General features: G+C 71.1%; 16 protein-coding genes and 1 pseudogene. 9 read left to right on the top strand and 8 right to left on the bottom strand.

Translation table 11 applies throughout. From position 1 onward, the window contains the following. Window positions 1-38: 38 nt before the first annotated feature. The 3 genes from ACTMMA_RS01295 to ACTMMA_RS01285 form a co-directional block, all read right to left on the bottom strand. On the bottom strand, window positions 39-1,538 hold the full coding sequence (locus tag ACTMMA_RS01295; protein WP_441188282.1) for a bifunctional folylpolyglutamate synthase/dihydrofolate synthase: 1,500 nt from the start codon (window positions 1,536-1,538) through the stop codon (window positions 39-41). Continuing rightward, a complete protein-coding gene (ileS, locus tag ACTMMA_RS01290; protein WP_441188281.1) occupies window positions 1,535-4,885 on the bottom strand; it encodes an isoleucine--tRNA ligase in 3,351 nt (1,116 codons plus the stop codon). The genes ACTMMA_RS01295 and ileS overlap by 4 nt, the downstream gene beginning before the upstream one ends. A 437-nt stretch (window positions 4,886-5,322) precedes the next feature. Continuing rightward, the gene (locus tag ACTMMA_RS01285; RefSeq protein WP_441188280.1) at window positions 5,323-6,309 is read right to left on the bottom strand and encodes a DUF559 domain-containing protein; all 987 of its coding nucleotides are present in this window, start codon (window positions 6,307-6,309) and stop codon (window positions 5,323-5,325) included. 66 nt (window positions 6,310-6,375) lie between these two features. Between ACTMMA_RS01285 and ACTMMA_RS01280 the strand changes: the two are divergent. The 3 genes and pseudogenes from ACTMMA_RS01280 to ACTMMA_RS01270 all read left to right on the top strand — a co-directional run. Next, window positions 6,376-6,876 (top strand): annotated as a pseudogene (locus ACTMMA_RS01280) (FAD-binding oxidoreductase); the annotation flags it as partial. Between the two features lie 344 nt (window positions 6,877-7,220). Further along, window positions 7,221-7,769, top strand: coding sequence for an FAD-binding oxidoreductase (locus ACTMMA_RS01275; protein ID WP_441188279.1), 549 nt, complete (start codon window positions 7,221-7,223; stop codon window positions 7,767-7,769). A 43-nt stretch (window positions 7,770-7,812) separates the two neighbouring features. Next, the gene (locus ACTMMA_RS01270) at window positions 7,813-8,373 is read left to right on the top strand and encodes a TetR/AcrR family transcriptional regulator (protein ID WP_441188278.1); all 561 of its coding nucleotides are present in this window, start codon (window positions 7,813-7,815) and stop codon (window positions 8,371-8,373) included. Between the two features lie 100 nt (window positions 8,374-8,473). Here ACTMMA_RS01270 and ACTMMA_RS01265 read toward each other — a convergent pair whose 3' ends face one another. Beyond that, a complete protein-coding gene (locus ACTMMA_RS01265) occupies window positions 8,474-10,396 on the bottom strand; it encodes an alanine/glycine:cation symporter family protein (protein WP_441188277.1) in 1,923 nt (640 codons plus the stop codon). A 167-nt stretch (window positions 10,397-10,563) separates the two neighbouring features. Between ACTMMA_RS01265 and valS the strand changes: the two genes are divergently transcribed. From valS to ACTMMA_RS01235, 6 genes are read left to right on the top strand one after another with little or no spacing between them, the layout of a single operon-like run. Next, window positions 10,564-13,284, top strand: coding sequence for a valine--tRNA ligase (valS, locus tag ACTMMA_RS01260; protein WP_441188276.1), 2,721 nt, complete (start codon window positions 10,564-10,566; stop codon window positions 13,282-13,284). Window positions 13,285-13,314: 30 nt separating this feature from the next. Beyond that, window positions 13,315-14,112 carry a DUF4129 domain-containing protein gene (locus tag ACTMMA_RS01255; RefSeq protein ID WP_441188275.1) on the top strand — a complete coding sequence of 266 codons (798 nt, stop codon included), beginning with the start codon at window positions 13,315-13,317 and terminating at the stop codon, window positions 14,110-14,112. Next, window positions 14,109-14,633 (top strand): hypothetical protein, encoded by a 525-nt coding sequence (locus ACTMMA_RS01250; protein ID WP_441188274.1) that lies wholly within the window; start codon window positions 14,109-14,111, stop codon window positions 14,631-14,633. The genes ACTMMA_RS01255 and ACTMMA_RS01250 overlap by 4 nt, the downstream gene beginning before the upstream one ends. Continuing rightward, window positions 14,630-15,682, top strand: a complete 1,053-nt coding sequence (locus ACTMMA_RS01245; RefSeq protein ID WP_441188273.1) for an AAA family ATPase — start codon at window positions 14,630-14,632, stop codon at window positions 15,680-15,682. Before ACTMMA_RS01250 ends, ACTMMA_RS01245 begins: the two co-directional genes overlap by 4 nt. Further along, window positions 15,679-17,049 carry a DUF58 domain-containing protein gene (locus ACTMMA_RS01240; RefSeq protein WP_441188272.1) on the top strand — a complete coding sequence of 457 codons (1,371 nt, stop codon included), beginning with the start codon at window positions 15,679-15,681 and terminating at the stop codon, window positions 17,047-17,049. The genes ACTMMA_RS01245 and ACTMMA_RS01240 overlap by 4 nt, the downstream gene beginning before the upstream one ends. Window positions 17,050-17,079: 30 nt before the next feature. Further along, window positions 17,080-17,631 carry a hypothetical protein gene (locus ACTMMA_RS01235; RefSeq protein WP_441188271.1) on the top strand — a complete coding sequence of 184 codons (552 nt, stop codon included), beginning with the start codon at window positions 17,080-17,082 and terminating at the stop codon, window positions 17,629-17,631. Between the two features lie 311 nt (window positions 17,632-17,942). On the opposite strand, the gene ACTMMA_RS01230 is transcribed toward ACTMMA_RS01235, so the two are convergent. The 4 genes from ACTMMA_RS01230 to ACTMMA_RS01215 all read right to left on the bottom strand — a co-directional run bounded on the left by ACTMMA_RS01230 (window position 17,943) and on the right by ACTMMA_RS01215 (window position 21,093). Then, the gene (locus ACTMMA_RS01230; protein ID WP_441188270.1) at window positions 17,943-18,245 is read right to left on the bottom strand and encodes a putative quinol monooxygenase; all 303 of its coding nucleotides are present in this window, start codon (window positions 18,243-18,245) and stop codon (window positions 17,943-17,945) included. Between the two features lie 62 nt (window positions 18,246-18,307). Then, window positions 18,308-19,579, bottom strand: a complete 1,272-nt coding sequence (gene clpX / locus ACTMMA_RS01225) for an ATP-dependent Clp protease ATP-binding subunit ClpX (RefSeq protein WP_441188269.1) — start codon at window positions 19,577-19,579, stop codon at window positions 18,308-18,310. Window positions 19,580-19,765: 186 nt separating this feature from the next. Next, window positions 19,766-20,419 carry an ATP-dependent Clp protease proteolytic subunit gene (locus ACTMMA_RS01220; protein ID WP_441188437.1) on the bottom strand — a complete coding sequence of 218 codons (654 nt, stop codon included), beginning with the start codon at window positions 20,417-20,419 and terminating at the stop codon, window positions 19,766-19,768. Between the two features lie 62 nt (window positions 20,420-20,481). Next, window positions 20,482-21,093 carry an ATP-dependent Clp protease proteolytic subunit gene (locus ACTMMA_RS01215; RefSeq protein WP_441188268.1) on the bottom strand — a complete coding sequence of 204 codons (612 nt, stop codon included), beginning with the start codon at window positions 21,091-21,093 and terminating at the stop codon, window positions 20,482-20,484. Between the last annotated feature and the right edge of the window lie 99 nt (window positions 21,094-21,192).

Genomic DNA, 21,192 nt, shown 5'->3' with positions numbered 1-21,192 from the left:
CCACGACCGAGCGTGTCGCCGGTCGGCTCGGGGGCGGGTCAGGTGGTGGTGACGCCGAGCAGCTGACGGACCTCGGCGGCCGTGGTGACCGAGCCGGTGGCCAGGACGGCGCCGGCGACGCCTCCGCCGGCTCCCGCGTCGTCGGCCAGCCCGGCCGCGACGTCGAGGGCGTCGGGCAGGTCGTCGACGACCGTGACGCGGTCCTCGCTGAAGTACTCGGCCACCATCTCACCCAACCGGGCTGGGCGGATGGCCCTCGGTGAGGTGGTGCGGCTGACCACGACGTGGTCCAGGATCGGCTCGAGCGCGCGGATCATCGGCTCGACGTCCTTGTCCTGGAGCACGGCCAGCAGGCCGACGAGCCGGGTGAAGGTGAACGACTCCCGGACCGCCTCCACCAGCGCCTCCACCCCGGCGGGGTTGTGCGCCGCGTCGACCACGACCGTGGGCGAGCGCCGCACGATCTCGAGACGGCCGGGCGAGGTGACCCCCGCCAGCCCGCCACGCAGGACCTCGTCGGTCAGGTGCTGCTCGCCCCCGCCCACGAAGGCCTCGACCGCCGCCACGGCCATGGCCGCGTTGTGCACCTGGTGCGCGCCGAAGAGCGGCAGGAAGAGGTCGTGATAATCCGCGGCCAGGCCCCGGATCGAGACCTGCTGGCCACCGACCGCCACCTCGCGGGACAGGACGCCGAAGGAGAGGCCCTCGGCCTTGAGGTCGGCCCCGACCTCCTCGGCCCGCTCGACCAGGATCGACATCGCCTCGTCCTCCTGGACGCCGACGACGGTGATCGCACCGGGCTTGATGATGCCGGCCTTCTCGGTGGCGATCTCCTCGATACTGTCACCGAGCAGGCGGGTGTGGTCGATCGAGACCGGGGTGACGACGGAGACGACCCCGTCGGCGACCGAGGTCGCGTCCCAGACACCGCCGAGCCCGACCTCCACGACCGCGACGTCGACCGGCGCGTCGGCGAAGGCCGCGAAGCCCAGGCACACGACGACCTCGAAATAGGTCATGAGCACGCGCCGCTGCGGGTCCTCGTCGGCCATCGACTCCAGGTCGACCATCTGCACGAACGGCATGACGTCGTCATAGGCCGCCAGGAAGGCCTCGATCGAGATCGGCTCACCGTCCAGGGCGATCCGCTCACGCATGTCGTGCAGGTGCGGGCTGGTGAAGCGCCCGGTCCGCAGCCCCATCTCGCGCAGGATCCGCTCGATCATCCGCGTGGTCGAGGTCTTCCCGTTCGTGCCGGTCAGATGGATCATCGGGAAGGCCCGCTGCGGGTCGCCCATGAGCTCCATCACCCGCTGGACGCGGTGCAGGGTCGGCTCGGGCATGTGCTCGGGGGTGCGGGCCAGGATCTCCTCGACCACACCCTCGTAGCGCGCCCGCAGCTCCGGCGAGACCTCCTCGACGCCCTCGGCCCGGCGCCGGACCGACCGGACGTCGGGGACGGCCGCCCCGGCGTCGACCGGCAGCTCCGCCGCGTCGTCGAGGGGGAGCTCGTTGCCGTCGAAGAACTGGTCGCTCATCGTCCCTCCACCTTGCTGATCAGGACCTCGACCGTGTGGCCACCACCGAGGTCGACGGAGGCGGTGTATGCGGTGGGCCGGGGCTGCGTCCCGCCGTCAGGGTCGCTCCCGCCACCCAGGCCGTGCTTCTTGGGCTTGGGCAGGGGGGTGCCGGCACCGGCCGCGCCGAACTGCACGGCGAGGGTCTCGTCCATGACCAGTTTCTGGTGCTCGGTCGCGGCCTCCCACACCTCGTCGTCACCGACGACGGTCAGGCTGATCCGGTCGGTGATCTCCAGGCCGGCGTCCTTGCGGGCGCCCTGGACCCCACGGACCAGGTCACGGGCCAGACCCTCACGGGCCAGCTCCGGGGTCACCTCGGTGTCGAGCACGACGAAGCCGCCGCCCTGCCCGCGGAGCATCGCGGTCGCCTGCGAGGCGCCACCGGCGTCGGAGACGATGGTCTCGAGGGTGTACTCCCCCTCGACCAGCTCGAGCCCGCCGGAGGTCACCGTGCCGTCCTCGGCCACCGACCAGTCGCCGCTCTTGGAGCCCTTGATCGCGGTCTGCACGTCCTTGCCCAGGCGGGGACCGGCGGCGCGGGCGTTGACCGTGAGCTTCTGCTGCACGCCAAAGTCTGCCGCCGCCGCGTCGGCGACGTCGATGACGCGCACCTCGCGCACGTTCACCTCGTCCCGCACGATGTCGGCCAGGCCGGGGTGACGGCCCAGCACCTCGGCCTGCGCGGTGGCGATCGTCAGCGTCGACAGCGGCAGGCGCACCCGCAGCTGCTCGGCCTTGCGCAGACCCAGCGTGGCCGAGCAGACCTCGCGCACGGTGTCCATCGCCTCGACCAGCTCGTCGTCGGCGGGCAGGTCCCCGGCAGCCGGCCAGTCGGTCAGGTGCACCGACTCACCCCCGGTGAGCCCTCTCCATACCTCCTCCGTCAGCAACGGGAGCAAGGGGGCGGCGACCCGGAAGGTCACCTCGAGCACCGTGTAGAGCGTGTCGAAAGCCGCGTGGTCCTCGGCCCAGAAGCGGTCGCGGGAGCGGCGGATGTACCAGTTGGTCAGCACATCCACGAAGTCGCGGATCGTGTCGGCCGCCACGGCGATCTCGTTGCGGTCGAAGGCCTGCTGCGCCGCGCCGACGAACTCGCCCGCCTTGGCCAGGATGTAGCGGTCCAGCTCGTGCGTGGACGCGGTCGACCACGTCGCCTCATAGCCGGCGGCGTTGGCGTAGAGGCCGAAGAAGTACCACGCGTTCCACAGCGGGATCATGGTCTGGCGCACGCCGTCGCGGATGCCCTGCTCGGTGACAATGAGGTTGCCGCCGCGCAGGATGGGTGAGGACATGAGGAACCAGCGCATCGCGTCGGCGCCGTCGCGGTTGAAGACCTCGCGCACGTCCGGGTAGTTCTTCAGCGACTTTGACATCTTCTGCCCGTCGTTGCCCAGCACGATGCCGTGGCTGATGCAGGTGCTGAAGGCGGGGCGGTCGAAGAGCGCGGTCGCCAGGATGTGCAGGGTGTAGAACCAGCCGCGGGTCTGCCCGATGTACTCGACGATGAAGTCGGCCGGGAAGTGGTGCTCGAACCAGTCGGCGTTCTCGAAGGGGTAGTGCACCTGGGCATAGCTCATCGAACCGGAGTCGAACCAGACGTCCAGCACGTCCTCGACGCGCCGCATCGTGCTCTGCCCGGTCGGGTCGTCCGGGTTGGGCCGGGTCAGCTCGTCGACGAACGGCCGGTGCAGGTCGACGTTGCCCTCCCGGTCGCGCGGCAGCTCGCCGAAGTCGGCCTCGAGCTCGGCGAGGCTGCCGTAGACGTCGATGCGGGGATACTCCGGGTTGTCCGAGCGCCACACCGGGATCGGGCTGCCCCAGAAGCGGTTGCGGGAGATGGACCAGTCGCGGGCGTTCGCCAGCCACTTGCCGAACTGGCCGTGCTTGACGTGGTCGGGCACCCAGGTGATCTGCTCGTTGGTGCGCAGCATGTCGTCCTTGAACTTCGTCACCTCGACGAACCAGGACGACACCCCCTTGTAGATCAGCGGCTGCCGGCAGCGCCAGCAGTGGGGGTAGGAGTGGTCGTAGGCCTCGCGACGCAGCAGGACGGTGCCCTCGGTGACCGAGCCCTGGCCTTGATGCTCGGCGCCGGGCGCCTGGTTCTTGGTGGCCGCCTTGAGGTGGTCCATGATCGGCACGTTGGCGTCGAAGACGAGCATCCCCTTGTACTCCTCCACCGGGGCGGTGAAGGCGCCGTCGGGGCCGACCGGCATGACGGCCTCGATGCCCTCGCGGTCGGTGACCACCTTGTCGTCCTCACCGAAGGCGCCGGCGGTGTGCACCAGGCCGGAACCGTCGGTCGTGGTGACGAACTCGGCCGTGACGATGCGGTGCGCCCGCTCCCAGCCGACGTAGTAGGAGAACGGCGGCACATAGGACCGGCCGGCCAGCTCGGCGCCGGTCAGGCGCGCGACGACCTTCGGGTCCTCGCCGAGCTCGTTCCGGTAGGCCCCCACGCGGGCCTCCGCGAGCACGTAGCGCTCGGTGGTGCCGGTGAAGTCCGACTCGACCACGACATACTCGATGTCCTCGCCGACCATGATCGCCAGGTTGGACGGCAGGGTCCACGGCGTGGTCGTCCAGACGAGCGCCAGCGCGCCGGCGAGCTCGTCGTCGCCAAGGATGCGCAGACCGACTGTGACGGCCGGGTCACGGCGCACCTGGTAGACCTCGTCGTCCATCCGCAGCTCGTGGTTGGACAGCGGCGTCTGGTCGTTCCAGCAGTAGGGCAGCACGCGGAAGCCCTCGTAGACCAGCCCCTTGTCGTAGAGGCTCTTGAACGCCCACAGCACCGACTCCATGAACTCGACGTTGAGCGTCTTGTAGTCGTTGCCGAAGTCGACCCAGCGCGCCTGCCGGGTGACGTAGTTCTCCCACTCCTGGGTGTACTTCAGCACCGACTCGCGGCACTTGGCGTTGAAGGCCTCCACCCCGAGCCCGAGGATCTCGTCCTTGGTCTTGATGCCGAGCTGGTCCATCGCCTCGAGCTCGGCGGGCAGCCCGTGGGTGTCCCAGCCGAAGCGCCGCTCGACCCGCCTGCCGCGCATCGTCTGGTAGCGGGGCACGACGTCCTTGACGTAGCCGGTCAGCAGGTGGCCGTAGTGCGGCAGGCCGTTGGCGAAGGGCGGGCCGTCGTAGAAGACGTACTCGTTGGCGCCGTCCTCGCCCGCCTCGCGCGCCTCGACGCTCTTGACGAAGGTGTCGTGCTCCTTCCAGTAGGCGAGCACGGCCTCCTCGATCTCCGGAAAGCGCGGGCTGGAGGTGAGCGCGTTGCCGGAGGTGCTGGTGAGCGGATAGGCCATGGTGGGGCGGCTCCTCGTGCGTTGTGCGTGAGTGGTGCGGTCTTCTGGCGTTCCGAGGACGACGCACGCCGGGCTGGGCCGGTGCGCACCGCGGTACCACCTCGCTTGCGCGCGACCTTGCCCCGCCGCGGCTCTTGGGCTGCAGCTCGGCGCGGTCGCGCACCACTCACTGCTGCGGCTGTGACGGGCCTGCCCCGTGCGGGTCTAGTGGGGCCGCCGCCGGTGCGCGGGACCTGTTCTTCCGCAAGCTCGCCGCTGATGACGGCTCGGACGCTGCTGCCGACCATGGTAGCCCTTCGCGGAGGCCGGATCTGCCCCGTTGCGGCCGGCCGCTCCTCCCCCGCCGCTTTCCCTCCACGTCAACCGGCCAGATGTCGGCCCGACCGGCCGGTTATAACTGGCCGGTCGGGCCAGGATGTGGCCGATTGACGTCTGCGTCAACCGGCTCGCCGCGATCGAGCTCGCCGGAGGGCCGCTTCGATCTTGCCCCGCACTGCCTCGGGTCGGTCCAGGTCGGCCCAGGTCAGCCGCACCACCTCGTAGCCCATCGCCCGCAGCCGGTCCTCGCGCAGCTTCTCGGCTGCGAGGTCCGCCTGGGACGCGTACTTGAGCATCCCGTCGAACTCGACGATGACGCCCTCGCCCTCCAGCAGGAAGTCGACGCGGGCGATGAAGGTGCCGTCGGCGTCCACCATCTTGACCTGAGGCCGGACGCGATAGCCGAGGAGGTGCATCACCCAGGCGCTCCGCGACTCGCCCGCGCTCTCGTGCCTGCCGTCGGCGCGCGCGATCACGGTCTCCGCCGCAGGGCGTCGATGCCGCAGCCAGCTCCAGCCGCCGAGCTCCTCGAGGTCGACCCGCGTGCACAGCCCGAGCCGCAAGGCAGAGTCCGCTGCGACCAGGCCGGCCTCCACCCCGAAGTCCGCCGCCACCTGCACGCAGGCCACGGCAGGCGTCACGGTGGGCAGGCCGAAGGAGTCCACGATCCGGTCGCGCCCGACGCAGGCGTGCTGCACCAGGCCGCCTCGCCGCCGGCTCTCCGCCGAGCCCGGGACGACGAGATGGACCAGGTCGTCCACCCCGTGGAGCGACAGCCCCATGAGGGCCAGCGCGCTGTGGTGGCTGAGGGCCGCGCTCGGGGACGCGTCGCCGGCTGTCGCGCTGGCGCCCGCCAGGTCCGGCCCGACACCCCTCCCCCGCATCACCGCACGAGCACGGATGGCGTGCTTCTCCCAGGACGCCGCAGCACGCCACAGCTCACCGTCGACCAGGACGTTGCGGCGCAGCCGCAGCAGCCGACCGGACGACACCCAGCGACGCACCACCTTGACCGGCACGGCGCGCTCCTGCAGCTGCGACCCGGTCAGCACCCCGTCCTGCGCGGCCAGCAGCGGCGCCACCACCTCGCTCCAGAGATCCCCCATCCACCCATCGTGCCCAGGAACCGAGGGAAGCCGTGGGGCCTGTCCACAGGCTCGTAGGCTCGGGTCATGTCCCCCTCCCAGTCGCCCATGTCGGCAGCCCACACCGCACCCCTGCTCGAACTGCTCGGCGACCGCGTCGTCACCGACCCCGCGATCGCGGCCGGCTACGCGGCCGACGCCTACCCGCAGGCGCAGGCCTTCACCGGGGACGAGTTCACCGTGGTCCGTGCGCGCAGCCGCGCGGACGTCGAGGCGACGCTCCGGTATGCGGCAGCGCACCGCATACCCGTCGTCCCGCAGGGAGCACGCACCTCGACCACCGGGTCGGCCTGCGCGCTCCCGGGCGCGATCGTGCTCTCGACCGAGGCGATGACCTCGATCGAGATCGACCCGGTCGAGCGGATCGCCGTCGTCGGCCCGGGCGTGATCAACACCGACCTCAAGGCAGCCGCGGCCGAGCACGGGCTGGCCTACCCGCCCGACCCGGCGAGCAGCCACATGTGCTCGATCGGCGGCAACATCGCGACCAACGCCGGCGGCCTGTGCTGCGTGAAGTACGGCGTCACCGCCGACTACGTCCGCGGCCTGGAGGTCGTGCTGCCCGGCGGCGAGGTGATGCGGACCGGACGGAAGACGGCCAAGGGGGTCGCGGGCTACGACCTCACCGGGCTCTTCGTCGGCTCGGAGGGCACGCTGGGCGTCGTCACCGAGGCGGTGCTGCGCCTGGTCCCCCTCGGCGACCCGGCCCTGACCGTGCTGGCGGTCTTCCCCACCCTGGACGCGACGATCGAGGGCATCGCCGCCCTGCGCGGCACCCGCCACACGCCCAGCCTGGTCGAGATGCTCGACGGGCCCAGCATCGACGCGGTGCAGGCTACGGCGACTACGGCTTCCCCCTGGGGTCCGGCGGGGTGCTCCTCGTGCAGTCCGACCGGCCCGGGCACGCGCAGGAGGACGTGCAGGAGTATGCGGAGCTGCTCACCGCCGCCGGGGCCAGCGAGGTGGCCGTCGCGGACGACCGCGCCGAGGCGGACCTGCTCATGGAGGGGCGCCGCGTGCTCAACCCCGCGCTCAAGGCCCGCGGGCCCCGCTTCATCGAGGACATCTGCGTGCCGGTCGCTCGGCTGGGCGACCTCGTCCGGCAGGTGCACGTCATCGCGGACCGGCACGGTCTCGAGGCGACCTGCGGCGGGCACGCCGGGGACGGCAACCTGCACCCATGCTTCTTCTACGACGACACCGACCCGGAGAGCCTGGCCGCGGCGCAGCGGGCCTTCGACGAGCTGGTCCGGGCCGCGTGGGCGCTGGGTGGGACGGTCACCGGTGAGCACGGCGTGGGCCAGCAGAAGGCCCCGTGGCTCGCGGAAGAGCTCGGCGAGGCCGAGCTGGCTCGGCAGCGCGGGCTCAAGGCCTTCTTCGACCCGCTCGGGATCATGAACCCCGGCCGCGTCTACGCCTGAGCCAGTCCTCGTTGTCGCCGTCAACTATGCCTATAGTCACGGGGTGACGTCCTCCCCCAGCAACCGTGACCGGGTCCTGGCCGCCGCGATCGAGCTCCTCGGCACCCAGGGCCTGCGCGCCCTGACCCACCTGCGCATCGACGAGGCCGCCGGGCTGCCCAAGGGCTCCACGTCCAACGTCTTCCGGACCCGCGCCGCGCTCCTGTCCGGGTGCGCGGAGGCCATCCTGGGCGGGGAGGTGCCGGCCGTCGGCAGCGGCTTCGCGCCGGACGACGAGGAGGAGCTGGTCGAGGCGCTGGCGGGGCTGCTGGACCTGGTCACGGGACCGGGGCGCACCGCCTCGACGGCCCGCTTGTGGCTCTTCATGGAAGGCAGCCACGACGACACGTTGCGCCCGGCGCTCTCGGCGGGCCGGGCCCAGCTGATCGCCCTGACCGCCCCGCAGCTGGAGCGGCTCGGCGCCCCTGATCCGACGACCGCCGCGGAGGCGGTCGCGGCCTGCCTAGAGGGCCTCATCCTGCACCGGGTCGCCCGTCACGACAGCTCCGACCCCAGGCCCGTGCTCGCCACCATCGTCCGGGGGGCGCTGCACCCGCCGGCCTGACGCCATCCTCCGGCGCCCACGCGACCAGATCCGGAGGGTATGCGGAAGGGCCGGGCGGGTGCGGATCGCACCTGCCCGGCCCTCACCGGATCACTCTCCGTCAGCGACGGGGATCGCCGTCACCGTCCTCGTCGACGCCCGGGGTCCGGCCGTCGGCGTGGCGTCCGGGCTCCTCACCGCGACGGGGCGGCTCGTAGGGGGTGGTGGCCCCACCACGACCGAAGCCGTCGTCGTCGGTGTCGAGGCCCTCGCGGTGGGCGGCGCGGCGGCGCTGCGGCGGCGGGTAGGGGGTCGTCGGTGCGCCGACGCCGAAGCCGTCGTCGTCCTGGTCGTCCCAGTCGGCCGCGACGCCCTCGCGCCGCACCATGGCACCCTCCCCGGCGCGGAGCTCCTCGGCACCCACGCCGGCAGCGACGCGGTTGCGGCCGGTCTCGTCGACGAGTTGGTTCTCACCGGCGAGCTCCTCGACCGGGATCTCCTTGTCGGCGTCCTCCAGGCCCAGCTGGAGCAGACGCCCGGACTTGCGGTCCTCGAGGTACTCCTTCATCTCGCGCTTGATGACCGGCAGCAGCAGGTAGACACCGAGCAGGTTGACGAAGGCGCAGACGAAGAGGAAGTTGTCGGCGAAGGTGAGCACCTGGCCGAAGGACAGGATCGCGCCGAGCACGGTGAACAGCAGGAAGACCACCCGGTAGATCAGGGTGGAGACCCGCGAGTCGCCGAAGAGGTAGTTCCAGGCGCGCTGGCCGTAGTAGGACCAGGTGATCAGGGTGGAGATGGCGAACAGCGCCACGGCCAGGGCCAGCACGGCCGGGAACCAGGAGATGTGCTCGCCGAAGGCGTCGGAGGTGATGTCGACGCCGCCGGGGCTGTAGTCGCCGTCGGCCGCGATGTAGGCCTCCCGCTCGCCCTGGAAGTAGTCGGTGTTGGCGATGGTGATGGTCAGCGCCGTCATGGTGCAGATGACGACCGTGTCGATGAAGGGCTCGAAGAGGGCCACGAAGCCCTCCGAGACCGGGCGACGGGTCTTCACGGTCGAGTGCGCGATGGGGGCGGAGCCCAGGCCGGCCTCGTTGGAGAAGGCGGCCCGCGTCATGCCGACGATGATCACGCCGACGATGCCGCCGAGGACGCCCTCGCCGGTGAACGCGCCGGAGAAGATGCTCGCGATCGCGCCGGGCACCTCCGACATGTTGAAGAAGATCACGAACAGGCAGGCCAGCACGTAGATGCCACCCATGAGCGGGACCAGGGTGGAAGTGACCCGGCCGATCGACTTCATGCCGCCGATGATCACCAGGCCGACGAGGGCGGCGATGATCAGACCGACCACGAGGCTGCCGCTGGTCGAGGAGATGAAGCCGGTGCCGTCGGGGTCGAGCACCGTGACGACCTGGGAGTAGGTCTGGTTGGACTGGAACATGTTGCCGCCGCCGACGCCGAAGAAGAGGATCGCGATGGCGAACAGCCCGGTCAGGCCGACGGAGAGGAACTTGGGGAACTTGGCGAAGGCCACCGGCAGGTAGGTGAACGGGCCACCGGCGACGGTCCCGTCCTCGCGCAGCTCGCGGTACTTCACGCCCAGCGTGCACTCCGCGAACTTGGTGGCCATCCCGAAGAGGCCGAGCATGATCATCCAGAAGGTCGCCCCGGGGCCACCCATCGTCACGGCCGCGCCGACACCGGCGATGTTGCCCAGGCCGACGGTGCCGGACAGCGCGGAGGTGAGAGCTTGGTAGTGCGGGATCTCGCCCGGGTCGTCCTTGGAGGAGAACTTGCCCCGGATGACCTCGAAGGCCGTCGGGATCCCCCGGACCTGGATGAAGCCGAGGTAGAGGGTGATGAAGATCGCGGCGATGATCAGCCACAGCACCACGAAGGGCATCGGGATGCCCGGGATCTCGAAGAAGATGATCTTCTCGGACCACTCGGTGATGGTCTTGAAGTTCTCGTCCACCACCTTCTCGAGGTTGGTGATCCATTCCGGATCCTGACGCTTCGTCGGGTCTTGTTCGGCCGCCATTGGCCACAGATTGGTTCCGAGCATGGTCCCCACTGTCTTGGCGCCAGCGCATCAAGGTCAAAGATATCCGTCGATCTTGACCAAACCGTGACCTCTCGGCGGGAACATTTTCTGGCGCGGGACGTACCGGTTCGGAGACCTCTCGGCGTTCTGGGAGAATGCCCGACATGACCGAGATGGCACGCCCCCTTGACCCTCAGCGCCCGGCCGAGCTGCCCGAGCGCCCGTCCGTCGACGGCCTGGAGGAGAAGTGGGTAGCGGTCTGGAAGGACGCCGGTGCCAACGCCTTCGACCGGGACGCCGCGCTGGCCGCCGACCGGAGCCAGATCTTCGCGATCGACACGCCCCCGCCCACCGCCTCGGGCAGCCTGCACCTCGGCCATGTCTTCGGCTACACCCAGGCCGACTGCCTGGCGCGCTACCACCGGATGACTGGCAAGCACGTCTTCTACCCGATCGGCTGGGACGACAACGGCCTGCCCACCGAGCGCCGCGTCCAGAACTACTACGGCGTGCGCGGCGACGCGACCCTGCCCTACGACCCGGGCTTCACCCCGCCGCAGCAGGGCGGCGACGGCAGGAGCACCCGCGCCGCCGACCAGGTCCCGATCGGCCGGCAGAACTTCATCGAGCTCTGCGAGGAGCTCACCGTCATCGACGAGCAGGCCTTCGAGGACACCTTCCGTCGCCTGGCGCTCTCGATCGACTGGAACGTCCAGTACCGCACCATCGACGACCGCTCCCGCGCCGTCGCCCAGCAGGCCTTCCTGCGCAACCTGCAGCGCGGCGAGGCCTACTCCGCCGAGGCCCCCGGCCTGTGGGACATCACCTTCCAGACCGCGGTCGCCCAGGCCGAGCTTGAGGCCCGTGACTACCCGGGCGCCTACCACCGGGTGGCCTTCCACCCCCCGAGCGGAGGGGAAGCCACATACATCGAGACCACCCGGCCCGAGCTGATCCCGGCGGTCGTGGCCCTCATCGCCCACCCCGACGACGAGCGCTACCAGCAGCTCTTCGGGACCACCGTGACCTCCCCGCTCTTCGGGGTCGAGGTGCCGGTCGTGGCGCACGAGGCGGCCGAGATGGACAAGGGCGCCGGCATCGCGATGTGCTGCACCTTCGGCGACATGACCGACGTGATGTGGTGGCGCGAGCTGTCCCTGCCCACCCGCTCGGTCATCACGCGCGCCGGGCGCCTCCAGCACGAGACCCCGGAGTGGATCGCGGGAGGCCCCGGGGAGGCTCTGTATGCGGATCAGCTCGCCGGCCGCACGACGCACCAGGCGCGCGAGGCCGTCGTCGCCGCGCTGCGCGAGTCGGGCGATCTCGACGGCGAGCCCACCAAGACCCAGCGCAAGGCCAACTTCTTCGAGAAGGGCGACAAGCCGCTGGAGATCGTCACCAGCCGCCAGTGGTTCATCCGCAACGGCGGCAAGGACGACGCGCTCCGTGAGGAGCTCATCGCCCGCGGCGACGAGCTGGCCTTCCACCCCGACTTCATGCGCAGCCGCTACCGCAACTGGGTTGGCGGCCTCAACGGCGACTGGCTGATCAGCCGCCAGCGCTTCTTCGGGGTGCCCTTCCCGGTCTGGTACGCCGTCGACGAGCACGGCGAGACCGACTACGACACCGTGCTGGCCGCCGACGAGGCGAGCCTGCCGGTCGACCCGGTCAGCGACGTCCCGGCGGGCTACACCGAGGAGCAGCGCGACCAGCCCGGTGGCTTCACCGCCGACACCGACGTCATGGACACCTGGGCCACCAGCTCGCTGTCCCCGCAGATCGCGGCCGGCTGGCCGACCCGCGGTGGGGACGGTGAGGGCTCCGACGCCGAGCTGTTCGACAAGATCTTCCCCTTCGACATGCGACCGCAGGGCCACGACATCATCCGGACCTGGCTGTTCGCGACGATGGTCCGGGCCCACCACGAGCACGGCTCGCTGCCGTGGACCGATGCCTACGTCAACGGCTGGATCCTGGACCCCGACCGCAAGAAGATGTCCAAGTCCAAGGGCAACGCGACCACCCCGATGGGGATGCTCGAGGAGCACGGCACCGACGCGGTCCGCTACTGGGCCGCCGCCGCCCGCCCCGGCGTCGACACCATCGACGACCCCGGCCAGATCAAGGTCGGGCGTCGCCTGGCGATCAAGCTGCTCAACGCGAGCAAGTTCGCCCTGTCCTTCGGCGAGCTGCCCGCCGGGCCCGACGGGGCGACGGCCGACGCCGCCTCGCTGGTGACCGAGCCGATCGACCGCTCCATGCTGGCCGGGCTGGCGCAGGTCGTCGAGCGGGCGACCGCGTCCTACGAGGCGTGGGACTACTCGACCGCGCTCGACGTGACCGAGTCCTTCTTCTGGGCCTTCTGCGACGACTACCTCGAGCTGGTCAAGGAGCGTGCCTACGGCGGGGCCTTCTCCGACGCCGGCCCGACGACCGATCCCTCGCCCGAGACGTTGTCCGCCCGCGCGGCGCTGCGCCTGGCCCTGTCGGTCCAGCTGCGGCTGCTCGCCCCGGTCCTGTCCTTCGCCACAGAGGAGGTCTGGAGCTGGTGGCACGAGGAGGGCTCCTCGGTCCACGTCCAGCCCTGGCCGGTCGCGGCCGAGCTGGCCGGTGCGACGGCGGGCGCCGACCCGGCGCTGCGGGGCACCGTCGGTGCGGCGCTGACCGGGCTGCGCAAGGCCAAGTCCGAGGCCAAGGTCAAGATGCGCACGGAGATCTCCGGAGGCACCGTCGCCGGCCCGGCCGCCGAGCTGGACCGGGTCCGCGCGGCCCTGGGCGACCTGTCCGCCGCGGGCAAGGTCACCGGAGAGCTGGCCTTCGTGGAGGCCCCCGAGTTCGCCGTCAGCGACGTCCAGCTGGTCACGGAAGACCCGTCCGCCTCGTGAGGCACTCCCCCGCCGCATAGGGTGAGGCCCATGCACCGGGGCAGCACGACCATCGTCATCGCGCTGGTCGCTGCCGTCCTCGGCCTCGGCGTCCTGGTGTGGAGCTCGAGCCAGTGTGCCCCTCTGGTCAGCGAGCCGCAGGGCACCTGGGGCCCGCCCAGGGCGACCGAGGGCTGGCTCCCGCAGCTGCCCGAGGAGACCCCCCAGGTCACGGAGTCCGAGGAGCTGCCCGAGAACGACGAGCTCGCCGACCCTGCCGACTGGTTCCTCCGGCTGATCCTCGGGGTCTTCCTCGCGGGCGTGCTCACCACGCTGCTGCTCCTGCTGCGGTGGCTATCCCGGCAGCGTCTGGAGGAGAAGGAGCGGCGCGCCCTCGCCGAGGAGGACGAGCTCGTCGCGCTGCTGGAGGCCACCAGCGACGACGTCCGCTACCGGGCGCTGTCCGAGGGTGACCCCCGCAACGGCGTGGTCGCCTGCTGGGTCGCCCTGGAGGAGGCCGTCCAGCGCTCCGGCCTGGAGCGGGACCGCAGCGAGACCGCCGCCGAGCTCACCGCCCGGGTGCTCAACCGCTGGCAGGTGGACCCGGCCTCCATCACCGCCCTGTCCGAGGCCTACCGCGAGGCGCGCTTCTCCCGGCACGCGGTCAGCGAGGAGCAGCGGCTGATGGCCGTGAACGCCCTCGAGCGCATCCACGCCGACCTGCGACGTCGCGTCCAGGCCGAGCAGGAGGCCCGCGAGAAGGCCGAGCGCGAACAGGCTGAGCGCGAGGCGGCCGAGCGGGAAGGGGCCGGGCGGGAAGAGGCCGGTCGCGAGGGGGCCGAGCGGTGAGCCGGGCCCCCCTCATCCCCCGCGACCAGCGCAGCACCGTCCTGCCCCTCCTCGGGGTGGGCGTGGCCATCGGCGCCGGCCTCTACTACCTGGGCTCGCTGCGCCACTCCGTGCTCGAGGCCGTGCTGCTCGTCCTGCTCGCGGCCGTGGTGCTGGCGCTCGTGCCCTGGGCCCTCACCCGGACCGGCGCTGTCGCCGAACGGGCCTACTGGGCCTCCACCCCGCGCCAGGAGTCGACCCCACCGTCGGCGATGGACTACCGCCTGATCCGGCTGCGGCGCGACCTGCGCGACGCCATCGAGCGGGACGACCGCACCGACGCGATCCAACCGTTGCTGCGGGAGATCACGGCCGAGCGGCTCCGCTCGATCCACGACATCGACCTGGACGCCGAGCCCGAGCGCGCGCAGGCCGCGGTCGACCCCAACCTGTGGCGCTACCTGACCACCGCCCCCAGCGGCACCCGACGACGCAACCGAGCCATGCTGCATACCGCCATCGAAGGAATCGAGAAGCTATGACCGAGCAGGACCCCCAGACCCAGCCCGGGACCACCCTCGACGTCGCCGGCGTCGCGGAGCGCGCCGCCCAGGTCCTCGACCGCGTCGAGCAGGCCGTCGTGGGCAAGCGCGAGGCCCTCACGCTGGTCCTGACCGCGATCCTGTCCCGCGGGCACGTGCTGCTGGAGGACTTCCCCGGGCTCGGCAAGACCCTGGCCGCCAGGTCGTTCGCGCAGACCCTCGGCCTCGACTTCACCCGGGCGCAGTTCACCCCCGACCTGCTGCCCTCGGACCTGACCGGCAGCTTCGTCTTCGACCAGAAGGCCGGCGAGTTCGCCTTCCGCCAGGGGCCGCTGTTCACCGGGCTGCTGCTGGCCGACGAGATCAACCGCACGCCCCCCAAGACGCAGTCGGCGCTGCTGGAGGCGATGCAGGAGCACCAGGTCACCGTCGAGGGGCAGACCTTCGCCCTGCCGCAGCCCTTCCACGTGCTGGCGACGGCCAACCCGGTCGAGTACGAAGGCACCTATCCCCTCCCCGAGGCCCAGCTCGACCGCTTCCTCATGCGCGTGTCCTTCGGCTATCCCAGCCCCGAGGAGGAGTGGGACGTGCTGCGCCGACGCGTCGCCCGGCAGACCGAGGACCAGCACCTGGAGGCCGTCACCGACGCCGCGGGGCTGGAGGCGATGCAGGACGCGGTCGAGACCATCCCGGTCGAGGACGACATCTCCCGCTACTGCGTCGAGCTGGCGGCCGCGACGAGGCGCCACCGGGCGGTCCTCGTCGGGGCGTCGCCGCGCGGCTCGCTCGCGCTCATGCTCACCAGCAGGGCGTATGCGGTGGTGAAGGGCCGCGACTACGTCACCCCCGAGGACGTCAAGGCGGTCGCGCACGCGGTGCTGGACCACCGGATCTCGATCAAGCCCGAGCTGTGGATGTCCGACACCGGTGGCGCGGCCGTGGTCGACGCGGTCCTGGGGCAGGTGCCGGTCCCGGGCTCGCGGACCGGCGCCTCGACGCCGGTCACCTCGACGTCCGACGGCTCTGACCCCACGCCGCGCTCGTCGTGAGCGTCCAGCTCGGCGACCGGTGGGCGCCGACCCCGGCGATGGTCCGCGTGGTCGGGGCGGTGCTGCTCGTCGCCCCCATCGCCGTGCTGACCCGCCGGCCGGACCTGCTGGTGCTGATCAGCCCGCTGGCGGTGGTCCTGGCCTGGAGCGTGGTGACCCGTCCATCCCAGCTCCCGTCCCGCCGTTTCGTGCTCTCGCACAGCCAGGTCCGCGAGGGTGACCAGGCCCTGGCCGTCGCCGACGTCGAGCCGGTCGAGCACGCCGACCTGATGGCCGCGGCGATCTCACCCGCGCCCTATGTCGAGGCCGTCCCGCTGGAGTCGCGACGCAAGGTCGAGGACGAGGACGGTGTCGTCCTCCACCGGGCCAGCACGGTCGTCCCGGCGGCCGGGCCGCTCGAGGGAGGCCGGCGCCGGCTGGTGATCGGCGTGCGGCTCACCCGGTGGGGGGTGCGCCGGGTCGGGCCGGTCCAGGTGGCGGCCGTCAGCCCGTGGGGGTCCTTCCGCTGGGGCCCGGTAGCCCTGGAGCCCCTCGGCCTGCGGACGCTGCCCGCGCCGATCGCCTTCGACTCCTCCGCCGGTGCCCCGCACCCGCGCGGCCTGGTCGGCATGCACCGCTCGGCGCGTCCCGGGGAGGGCAGCGAGTTCGCGACGCTGCGGCCCTTCCAGGTCGGTGACCGCTTGCGGCGGATCCACTGGCCCAGGTCGACGCGGGGCGACGGTCAGCTCTACGTCACCTCCAGCTACGCCGACGAGGACACGCACGTCGCGGTGCTGGTCGACGCCCACTACGACCTCGGCGTCTCCGACGGGGTCGACGGGCGGCCGAGCTCGCTGGACCGTTCGGTCCGGGCCGGGGCTGCGGTGGCCGAGCACTTCCTGCAGCAGGGCGACCGGGTCAGCCTGCGGGTGCTCTCGGCCAGGACGCCGCTGACCGTGCCCACCGGCACCGGCAAGCGCCACGGCGTGCGCATCCTGGACACGCTCAGCCGGATCGTGCCCTCGGTGGACGACAAGACCGATGCCCAGCGGATCCACCTCGGCGTCTCCGAGGGCACCCTGGTGGTGATGATCTCGGCCCTGGTCTCCCCCGACGCGCTCACCCAGGCCGCCACGCTGGCCAGCCGGGGACTGTCGGTGGTGGTCATCGACGCCCTCGTGGACCCCGAGGCCGGTGACGTCGTGGACAGCACCGACAAGGACCCGCTGGCCCGCACCGCCTGGCGGATCCGGATGCTCGAGCGCGACCGCGAGATCCGCGCCATCCGCGCCCAGGGCGTCGCCGTGGTGCCCTGGCTCGGCCCCGGCAGCCTCGACGTCGTCCTGCGCGAGCTGGGACGTCGCGGCCGGAAGGGGCGGTTGACGTGAGGGAGATCGTGACGTGAGGGAGATCGTGACGTGAGGGAGATCGCCGACCTCGTCGTGGACCTGCGCACCGCCAGCCGGTCCCACCTGCGCGTGCGCGCGCTCATCCTCGTGGGCGCGGTGCTCTATCTCGTCGGGCTGCTCGCCGCAGGTGGTGGCGGGTGGGCCAGCGGGATCCTCTTCACGACCACGGCCGTCTTCGCCGTCGTCCAGCCCCACGCGATCGCGCCCAGCCTCTGCCTGACCGTCGCGGTCGGCATCTGGTGGGCCTCGGTCGAGCAGACCTGGCACTGGGGGCTGCTGCCGGCCGCCCTCGGTCTCCTGCTGACGCACACCGCCGCGTCCCTGTGCGCCTCGACCCCGCCCCAGGCGATCATCCCGCCCGAGGTCCTTCGCACGTGGGCCGCCCGGGTCGGCGTGGTGTCCGCCATCACCCTCGGGGTATGGGGCCTCGCCGGCCTCCTCCTGCTCCGCACCTCGACCGCGCTCGGCGCCCTCCCCGGTCTCGTGGGGCTCTTCGTGGTCGTGCTGGGGCTGGTGGGCTATCTGCTCTGGCGGGGGCGCGGCGAGCAGTCCGTCCGCTGACCCAACCCCGGGTTGTGCTGACCCGACCCCGGGGTTGTGCTGACCCAACCCCGGGTTGTGCGGGGAAATCCACGTCGACCAAGGCGATCTCGCAGCGCAACCCGGGGTTCCTCTGCCGAGGGCGGGGCAGCTCGGCGTGTCGGGCAGGTCGACAGGTCGGTGGGTCGGTGGGTCGGACAGGTGGACGGGACGGGCAGGTCGACGGGACGGGCAGGTCGACAGGTCGGTGGGTCGGTGGGTCGGACAGGTGGACGGGACGGGCAGGTCGACGGGACGGGCAGGTCGACGGGTCGGGCAGGTTGCCGGCGCGTTCAGCCGCGCAGCGGCGAGCCGACCACCTCGAAGCCGTGGCCGCCCATCTCGCCGGAGAGCAGCGGCATCGCCTCGCTGATCGCTGCGCGCACGCTGGGCAGCTGGAGGGAGGCCTGGTGCGCCTCGGCGGAGGTCCAGAGCTCGGCGACGAAGACCGTGTCGGGGTGCTCGTCGTTGACGCCCACCTCGTAGAGGATGCAGCCGGCGCCCTCGAGGTCCGCGCTGGGTCGGGTCAGGATGGCGACGAGCTCGTCGCGGCGGCCGGGGGCGGCACCGAGGGTGCCCACGTTGGCGTATGTCATGCATTTGAGGCTAGCGGCCGTGGCCGACAGTCCGTGGCGCCCCAAGGGTCAGGCGCCAGCGGTCAGGCGCTCTCCTTGCGCTGCTGACGCTTGCGCTGCACGTCACGGCGCACGATGGTGGGGTTGACGTTCTCCAGGACGACCTCGCGGGTGATGACGACCTTGGCGATCTCCTCGTCCGAGGGGACGTCGAACATCACCGGCAGCAGCACCTCCTCGAGGATGGCGCGCAGGCCACGGGCACCGGTGCCGCGCAGCAAGGCCTGGTCGGCGATCGCGCTGAGCGCGTCGTCCTCGAACTCCAGCTCCACGCCGTCGATCTCGAACATCCGCTGGTACTGCTTGACCAGGGCGTTGCGCGGCTCGGTGAGGATGTTGACCAGGGCGTCGCGGTCCAGCGGGGTCACGGTCGTGATGACCGGCAGGCGGCCGATGAACTCGGGGATCAGGCCGAACTTCATCAGGTCCTCCGGCAGGACCTCGGCGAACTGCTCGTTGGCGTCCTTGGCCGACTTCAGCTCGGCGCCGAAGCCCAACCCCTGCTTGCCGGTGCGCGCCTCGATGATCTTCTCCATGCCGGCGAAAGCACCGCCGACGATGAAGAGCACGTTGCCGGTGTCGATCTGGATGAACTCCTGGTGCGGGTGCTTGCGGCCGCCCTGCGGCGGGACGGAGGCCACCGTGCCCTCGAGGATCTTCAGCAACGCCTGTTGCACGCCCTCGCCGGAGACGTCGCGGGTGATCGACGGGTTCTCGCTCTTGCGGGCGATCTTGTCGATCTCGTCGATGTAGATGATGCCGGTCTCGGCCTTCTTCACGTCGAAGTCGGCGGCCTGGATGAGCTTGAGGAGGATGTTCTCCACGTCCTCGCCGACGTAGCCGGCCTCGGTCAGCGCCGTGGCGTCGGCGATCGCGAAGGGGACGTTGAGCATCCGGGCCAGCGTCTGGGCCAGGTAGGTCTTGCCGCAGCCGGTCGGGCCGATGAGCAGGATGTTGGACTTGGCGATGTCGACCGCGTCCTCGCCCCCGCGGCTCTCCCCCGCCTGGATGCGCTTGTAGTGGTTGTAGACCGCGACGGCGAGCGAACGCTTGGCGGGGTCCTGGCCCACGACGTACTGCTCGAGGAAGTCGAAGATCTCGCGCGGCTTGGGCAGCTGGCCGAGACCGAGGTCGCTGGACTCCGCCAGCTCCTCCTCGATGATCTCGTTGCACAGGTCGATGCACTCGTCACAGATGTACACGCCCGGGCCCGCGATCAGCTTCTTGACCTGCTTCTGGCTCTTTCCGCAGAAAGAACACTTCAGCAGCTCGCTGCTCTCACCCATTCGCGCCATGACCCCGACGCTACCTTGCGCGGCGTCCCGACGGCAGCCTTTTGCGCTGAGGGCAGAGGCGTGTTGCCCCCTGTCCGCTCTCAGCGGAACCCCGGGCGGGACCGGGAACGACCGAGGCCCGCCACTCCGAGAGGTGACGGGCCTCGGTCAGATGCTGCACCGCATACCGGAGGCAGCAGTTGAGCCTCAGTCGTCCAGCGACGCCTTGCGGGAGACGAGCACCTCGTCGACCAGGCCGTAGTCCTTGGCCTCGGCCGCGGTGAGGATCTTGTCGCGCTCGATGTCCTTCTGGACCTGCTCGGCGGTGCGGCCGGAGTGCTTGGCCCAGGTCTCCTCGAGCCAGGTGCGCATGCGGAGCACCTCGTTGGCCTGGATCTCGATGTCGGAGGCCTGGCCGTAGTCGCCGCCCATGAGCGCGGGCTGGTGGATGAGCACGCGCGCGTTGGGCAGGGCGAAGCGCTTGCCGGGGGCGCCGGCGGCGAGGATCACCGCGGCGGCCGAGGCGGCCTGGCCGATGACGAAGGTCTGCACGTCGGGCTTGATGTACTGCATCGTGTCGTAGATCGCCGTCAGCGCGGTGAAGGAGCCGCCGGGGCTGTTGATGTACATCAGGATGTCGCGGTCGGGGTCCTGGGACTCGAGCACGATCAGCTGGGCGATGATGTCGTCGGCCGAGGCGTCGTCCACCTGCACGCCGAGGAAGATGATGCGGTCCTCGAAGAGCTTGGTGTAGGGGTCCTGGCGCTTGGTGCCGTAGGCGGTGCGCTCCTCGAACTGCGGCAGGATGTAGCGGCTGCTCGGGGACGGGACGGCGAGGCGGCCGTGCTGGCCGGCGCTCATCCAGGCGCCACCGGCGTAGGGGTTCATGGGCTGGGTCATGTCAGCTTCTCTCTCTTCTTCGCTCAGGCGTCGGCCGGCTTGGGCGCGTCGCCCGCGCTCTCGTAGACGTGGTCGACGAAGCCGTACTCCTTGGCCTCCTGCGCGGTGAACCAGCGGTCGCGGTCGGAGTCCTTCTCGATCTGCTCGACGCTCTGGCCGGTGTGCTCGGCGATCAGCTCGGCCATCTGCCTCTTGATGTGCAGCATCTGCTCGGCCTGGATCTTGATGTCGGAGGCGGTGCCGCCGATGCCGCCGGAGGGCTGGTGCATCATCACGCGGGCGTGCGGGGTGGCGTAGCGCTTGCCCTGGGTGCCGGCGGAGAGGAGGAACTGGCCCATCGAGGCGGCCAGGCCCATCGCGACGGTCGCGACGTCGTTGGGGATCCACTTCATGGTGTCGAAGATCGCCATGCCCGCGGTGACCGAGCCGCCGGGGCTGTTGATGTAGAGCCAGATGTCGGACTCGGGGTCCTCCGCGGACAGCAGCAGCAGCTGGGCGCAGATCGCGTTGGCGTTGTCGTCGCGCACGTCGGAGCCGAGGAAGATGATCCGCTCCTTGAGGAGGCGGTTGTAGATCTGGTCGTCCAGGCCGGCGAGCGGGCGCTCGGCCATGGTCGGGGTGAGCTCGTGCGTCATGCGTCGATCCCTCGCTTCTTGCGGGTTGTGCCGCGGCGGACTCGACGTCCCACCACGGATCACGGTGTCTTTCGGCAACTGTCAACGACCCTAACGCCC

Source organism: Ornithinimicrobium panacihumi (assembly GCF_052073805.1).
GTDB classification, from domain to species: domain Bacteria; phylum Actinomycetota; class Actinomycetes; order Actinomycetales; family Dermatophilaceae; genus Ornithinicoccus; species Ornithinicoccus panacihumi.
Note: the sequence above shows the minus strand (reverse complement) of the source record. Positions and strands in the feature narration are given on the sequence as shown.

Excerpts from the sequence above, each read along its gene's own strand:
- ACTMMA_RS01295 (WP_441188282.1), bottom strand. The coding sequence starts at position 1,538 with ATGAGCGACCAGTTCTTCGACGGCAACGAGCTCCCCCTCGACGACGCG.
- ileS (WP_441188281.1), bottom strand. The coding sequence starts at position 4,885 with ATGGCCTATCCGCTCACCAGCACCTCCGGCAACGCGCTCACCTCCAGC.
- ACTMMA_RS01285 (WP_441188280.1), bottom strand. The coding sequence starts at position 6,309 with ATGGGGGATCTCTGGAGCGAGGTGGTGGCGCCGCTGCTGGCCGCGCAG.
- ACTMMA_RS01265 (WP_441188277.1), bottom strand. The coding sequence starts at position 10,396 with ATGGCGGCCGAACAAGACCCGACGAAGCGTCAGGATCCGGAATGGATC.
- valS (WP_441188276.1), top strand. The coding sequence starts at position 10,564 with ATGACCGAGATGGCACGCCCCCTTGACCCTCAGCGCCCGGCCGAGCTG.
- ACTMMA_RS01255 (WP_441188275.1), top strand. The coding sequence starts at position 13,315 with ATGCACCGGGGCAGCACGACCATCGTCATCGCGCTGGTCGCTGCCGTC.
- ACTMMA_RS01245 (WP_441188273.1), top strand. The coding sequence starts at position 14,630 with ATGACCGAGCAGGACCCCCAGACCCAGCCCGGGACCACCCTCGACGTC.
- ACTMMA_RS01230 (WP_441188270.1), bottom strand. The coding sequence starts at position 18,245 with ATGACATACGCCAACGTGGGCACCCTCGGTGCCGCCCCCGGCCGCCGC.
- clpX (WP_441188269.1), bottom strand. The coding sequence starts at position 19,579 with ATGGCGCGAATGGGTGAGAGCAGCGAGCTGCTGAAGTGTTCTTTCTGC.
- ACTMMA_RS01220 (WP_441188437.1), bottom strand. The coding sequence starts at position 20,419 with ATGAGCGCCGGCCAGCACGGCCGCCTCGCCGTCCCGTCCCCGAGCAGC.
- ACTMMA_RS01215 (WP_441188268.1), bottom strand. The coding sequence starts at position 21,093 with ATGACGCACGAGCTCACCCCGACCATGGCCGAGCGCCCGCTCGCCGGC.